Genomic DNA, 4,615 nt, shown 5'->3' with positions numbered 1-4,615 from the left:
GAAGTGTATGCAAGGTACACTCTTACGTCTTTATGGCACCAGCACCGAAATCCGGTGCATTTATCGGGGCGGAGATTTTAAGTCCCCTGTGTCTACTGGGACCACTTCGTTTACACCGAAGATGTCAAGAGAACACCCGGCGGTTCCCGGAAGAAGATAGAGGGAGGGGAACCGGCCCGCGAACTATAGGAACAGGCCACTGGTCAACACGCGGGCCGCACTTCAAAGAACTGATGAAGTTCACGCAGGGTAATCCAAGATCAGATCCTCGCCTAAACCTTTCTCTAGTTCGGCTGGATCTTCTAGGGCAATGGACCAAGCCGCTTTCCATGCTGTTGAGAACGAACAAGACGGCTATTCTCAAGTCAGCTTCCGGACTGACGTTCAACGGCCGACCAGCCGTGCCCAAAGGCCGCGCTTCACCCGAACGCCAGATTTATCCCTCTGATCTGTCAGAACCGCATTCAGGCGCACCCGTTCAGCCTCAGCTCCGTCCAGGCGAGTGCGCAAATCCTCGATCTGATCGACGAGCTGGCCGCGCTCCCTGTCTCGCTCGGCGGTCATGGCACCGATCTGCTCCCGAAGCATCTTAACTTCAACCTCTAACGCACCGGTTTCGCTTGGTTTTGTCGCCTTTATTGGCGGTGGGGAAACGGTTTTACTGCGTGGTTCTTCCTGTGGTTTCCTGAAAACACGGTCAAGCTCTGCCTCGTCAATCTCCCAATGCCCTTGCGCGTTCTTCTCGCCCGATAGCTTTGCGTTTAAGTCGTTGCTTTTAAGTCGTTCCAAGAGGGTTTTCTTGGCAACACCCGCATACTTCGCCGCTTGATTCAAAGATAGTTTTGCCATGGTTTCTGCTCGCCTTCACCGGTGGTGGGGAAACGGTTTTCACCCTTGTTTTCCACCAGTTTACAGAAAACCACCAAAGCGGGGAAGCTATGGGGCTACTAGCCGAAAAGGCAGCTTGCCTGTATCTCAATTGAGATACATAATACCATCGAAAACAGGAGGACATACCATGCCCGCCCAAACCTCGATGCTCCACGTTCGCGTGGACGACCGGCTCAAGGCGCAAGCAGCCGACGCTCTGTCCGGTGTCGGCCTGACGCTTTCGGATGCCGTGCGCATCCTGCTGACCCGCGTTGCCGCCGAGGGCGGTCTGCCGGCCGGCCTGACCGCAGATCCGGATGCCTATGACGCCTGGTTCCGTGCCAAGGTGCAGGAGGCGCTGGCCGACCCCCGCCCGGCCACCCCGCACGACCAGGTGATGCAGGATGCCCGCGCCCTGATCGACGGGAAGCGCCGTGCCTGAACTCGAGTGGAAGGCTCCGGCGGTCGCCGACCTGATGGCGATTGCCGATTACATCTCGGACGACAACCCGGACGCAGCCCTTGCCCTGGTGGAAGAAATTCAGGGCAAGGTGGCGCAGCTCCCGGCTCACCCGAAACGCTGCCGCCCCGGCAGGGTAGAAGGCACTCGGGAACTGGTGGTCCGGCCAAACTATATTGTGGTCTATACCGAAACCGCAGCGGCGGTGACGGTGCTGCGCGTGCTCCACGCCGCGCAGATGTGGCCCTAGCCAGATCGGGAAACAAATGACTCACGACCGCCACGAGAATGCTCCCTCTGATTGCTCGTCCCGCTTCGACTGCGGGAATTACGAGGTCAGCTCCGAGACCCTGACCGATGCGGAAATCTGGGAGCGGACACCACCAAAACGTCGGCATCTGCTGCCGCCGGATTTTGCGGAACGGTTCGGCGCCCCTCAAATCCCTGACTGACATCGCCCGCCATAAGGCAGGGGAAGGAAGGGATTTGTCGCCCGTTGAACGGGCGAATAGCAGGAGGTCCAGGAGGGCGCAGCACCTCCGGCCCATGGCAATTAGCGGAGCGGCTCGTAGAGAATTGCCTAGTGGGTTGTCATTTGAAATGACAACTCCGTCGTTCTCCGCTATCACCGCCCCATGTTCAAGGCTGCTATCCGCGTCAACAAGTTCACCAGCATCGCCCAGCTTCGCGGGGCGTCCCTCCATGCGCAGCGTCACGACGAGACCGGCAAGGCGCGGGTCCGGGACGATGCGGAACCTGGTTTCGGCCTTGCCTGGTCGAAGGCCGAGAACGACCGCGACTATCTTGCCGCCTTCAAAGCCCACAAGACCGAGCTGGGGGCCGGCGAACGCAAAGGCTCGCCGCTCTGCTTGCAGGCCATCTGCGTGGTGTCCCCGGAATGGGTGGAAAAAGCCGGCGGCCTGCATGACCCCGACAACCCGCGTAACCGCCAGCTCTTTGACCAGGCGAAGGCATGGGCTGAGGGCTGGGGCGGCAAAGGATCGGTGATCGCTACCCGCCTCGATCTCGATGAGAAGGGCGGCGCTGTGGTCGATGTGCTGGTCTCTCCGGTTCGGGAAAGCCGGGGCAAGCCGGTGATCTCGACCAACAAGGCGCTGCGCGAGCTGAAGGAGGCCACAGGCGAGCGGAACGAATACTCCGCCTTGCAGACGTCCTGGGCCGATTGGTGCCGCGAGCATCTGGACCCTGAAATCGTGCGCGGCACCCGGAAAGAAATCACCCAGCGCCAGCACCTTTCCCCGGAAACCTATGGGGCGATCATGGACAAGGCCCGTGAGAGCGTCAGAGCGCCCTCTCAGGGGCTGTGGGATGCCATCAGGAACACAGACCTCTCAGAGCGCGATACAGAGGCCCTGAGCGACTTTCTGATGCTCAAGGGGGAGATTGCCCGCCACAAGGCCCAAGGGCGCTCCTACGAGCCTCCTGAGGGCGCTCTGGAGCTGGATCGCGTGAGGGGAGATCCCCAAACCGATCCCTGGCCTTTGATCCGGGCTGTCAGGTCAGGGGCAGAGCGTGTGTTTGAAGCGGCCCATGGGTTTGGCATGGGGCTGCGGGCGAACATGGGGGACGGGTATGAATCCGGGCGTGAGTTCTTCCCCAGCCTGTCCGACCGGATGCACCTGGCGGCAGTGGTGGCGAAGTGCGGGGCGTTCTGCGCCAGGGTTGAGGCCGTAGTCAAAAATATGCTGCGTCCGGAGGCAACCCAGATCGATGAGCAAATCTGCTGGCCGCAGGAGGCACTGGCAGAGGTGGAGCGGCATGAGATGAATCTTGGCCTGACAGCCCCTGCGGTTCGGAAAGAACCCTCGGCAGAACGGGACACCGATCTGACCGACCGCCCCAGCCAGGAACGGGCTCGGGGACCGAGCCACGGTCGCTGATCCCTAGTGTTAATAGTGTTACCTACGGAGTAAGTTACGGAGGCAAAAATCTCCTCTAACATGCTGTCTTGAAAGCAGGAAACTATCCACAGGGTTCCGAAAGGGTCAAATTTTGGTTCCGAAAGGGTCAAATTCTGGTTCCGAAAGGGTCAAACGGACAATACCCCATTTGGGGTTCCCGATAGGTCAAACTTTGGTTCCCGATAGCACGAACTTCAGAATGGTTCCTGATAGGTCAAATTCAGGGTTCCTGAACGGTCAAATTTCTCGTAGCGTCCGGACATGCCTTTGCTACCGGATAGACACCCCCAGAAGGATTTTTTCATCCTCGATATCACGGACGTGGTCCCCAAGGACGACACCGCGTCGATGGAACATCCCCTGTTTTCCCTAGCGACCAAGCCCGACATGCGCCATCTGGTCTACCAGAACGGTGAAAACAGGTTGGAAATCGCTCCTTCCGGCCTTGGCCTGCCCACCATCAAGGACAAGGACATCCTGATCTTCTGCATCAGCCAATTGATGGACATGAAGAACCGGGGCGAGAAGATCGGAAAGCGCGTCCGCTTCAGCGCCCGTGAGCTTTCCATCGCCACCAACCGCCCCATTGGCGGCAACCATTACAAGCGTCTGGAGCAAGCCTTCAAAAGGCTACAGGGGACGCAATTTACCACAACGATCCGTACCGGAAACAAGCGCGAGGTTCGGATTTTTAGCCTCGTGGACCAAGCCGGATTCGTTATGCAGGAAGAAGGGGCATGGCGGCTCGACTATTGCGAGGTCGTTCTGTCTGACTGGTTCATGAGAGCAATCGAGGCCAACGAAGTCGTAACAATCTCGCACGACTATTTCCGCCTTCGCCGCCCGCTTGAGCGCCGCCTGTATGAGATCGGCCGCAAGCACTGCGGGAGCCAGCCCAAGTGGCAGATTGGCCTTGCCAAGCTTCAGGAAAAGACCGGCAGCAACGCGCCCCTGAAGAAGTTCCGACTGAACATCCGCCAGATCATCGAGGATGATCACACGCCGTTCTATCGCATGGAGCTGACCCCGGAAGACCTGGTGATCTTCCGTCCGCGCTCGCCTCAGAGAGATCTTTTGCCCGGTATCAGGCTGCCGGAATGGGCAGAAGACAAGGCAAGGGCCATCGCCAGGGAGAAGGGCCGGGACTATTATTCCCTCCGCTCGGACTGGCTGACGTTTGCCAATTCTGAAGCCGCCAAGGGCAACCCGCCGAAAAACGCAGGCGCTGCTTTCCTGGCCTACTGCAAGAAGCAGGATAGCTTACGCTCATAGAAGGCTTCTTGCTCTGCTCTCCTTTAAGCCCTTCGACGAAGCATAAACGCTTCATAAACGAAACTACCGTATAAGGAGAACTGAGCGTGTA

The 4,615-nt window shown here is 58.8% G+C and carries 6 protein-coding genes; 5 read left to right on the top strand and 1 reads right to left on the bottom strand.

Annotated elements, in window-relative coordinates; all coding sequences use genetic code 11:
* Window positions 1-384: 384 nt before the first annotated feature.
* Window positions 385-849 (bottom strand): hypothetical protein, encoded by a 465-nt coding sequence (locus A2I95_RS26340; RefSeq protein WP_027256312.1) that lies wholly within the window; start codon window positions 847-849, stop codon window positions 385-387.
* A 169-nt stretch (window positions 850-1,018) separates the two neighbouring features.
* Here A2I95_RS26340 and A2I95_RS26335 point away from each other — a divergent pair, with 169 nt between their 5' ends.
* The 5 genes from A2I95_RS26335 to A2I95_RS26315 all read left to right on the top strand — a co-directional run bounded on the left by A2I95_RS26335 (window position 1,019) and on the right by A2I95_RS26315 (window position 4,524).
* Window positions 1,019-1,312 carry a type II toxin-antitoxin system RelB/DinJ family antitoxin gene (locus A2I95_RS26335; RefSeq protein ID WP_027256311.1) on the top strand — a complete coding sequence of 98 codons (294 nt, stop codon included), beginning with the start codon at window positions 1,019-1,021 and terminating at the stop codon, window positions 1,310-1,312.
* The gene (locus tag A2I95_RS26330; RefSeq protein ID WP_027256310.1) at window positions 1,305-1,580 is read left to right on the top strand and encodes a type II toxin-antitoxin system mRNA interferase toxin, RelE/StbE family; all 276 of its coding nucleotides are present in this window, start codon (window positions 1,305-1,307) and stop codon (window positions 1,578-1,580) included. Before A2I95_RS26335 ends, A2I95_RS26330 begins: the two co-directional genes overlap by 8 nt.
* A gap of 16 nt (window positions 1,581-1,596) precedes the next feature.
* Complete coding sequence (locus A2I95_RS26325) at window positions 1,597-1,782, top strand: hypothetical protein (protein ID WP_027256309.1); 186 nt, start codon at window positions 1,597-1,599, stop codon at window positions 1,780-1,782.
* A 183-nt stretch (window positions 1,783-1,965) separates the two neighbouring features.
* Window positions 1,966-3,231, top strand: a complete 1,266-nt coding sequence (locus tag A2I95_RS26320) for a hypothetical protein (RefSeq protein WP_291734667.1) — start codon at window positions 1,966-1,968, stop codon at window positions 3,229-3,231.
* Between the two features lie 282 nt (window positions 3,232-3,513).
* Window positions 3,514-4,524, top strand: a complete 1,011-nt coding sequence (locus tag A2I95_RS26315; protein ID WP_027256306.1) for a replication initiator protein A — start codon at window positions 3,514-3,516, stop codon at window positions 4,522-4,524.
* Window positions 4,525-4,615 lie beyond the last annotated feature (91 nt).

It is taken from the genome of Leisingera sp. F5, from assembly GCF_001593695.1.
This window is presented reverse-complemented; position numbering and strand designations above follow the sequence as displayed.

What these genes read in the sequence shown, in the direction of transcription:
- A2I95_RS26340 (WP_027256312.1), bottom strand. Translation starts at nt 849, where the DNA reads ATGGCAAAACTATCTTTGAATCAAGCGGCGAAGTATGCGGGTGTTGCC.
- A2I95_RS26335 (WP_027256311.1), top strand. Translation starts at nt 1,019, where the DNA reads ATGCCCGCCCAAACCTCGATGCTCCACGTTCGCGTGGACGACCGGCTC.
- A2I95_RS26325 (WP_027256309.1), top strand. Translation starts at nt 1,597, where the DNA reads ATGACTCACGACCGCCACGAGAATGCTCCCTCTGATTGCTCGTCCCGC.
- A2I95_RS26320 (WP_291734667.1), top strand. Translation starts at nt 1,966, where the DNA reads ATGTTCAAGGCTGCTATCCGCGTCAACAAGTTCACCAGCATCGCCCAG.
- A2I95_RS26315 (WP_027256306.1), top strand. Translation starts at nt 3,514, where the DNA reads ATGCCTTTGCTACCGGATAGACACCCCCAGAAGGATTTTTTCATCCTC.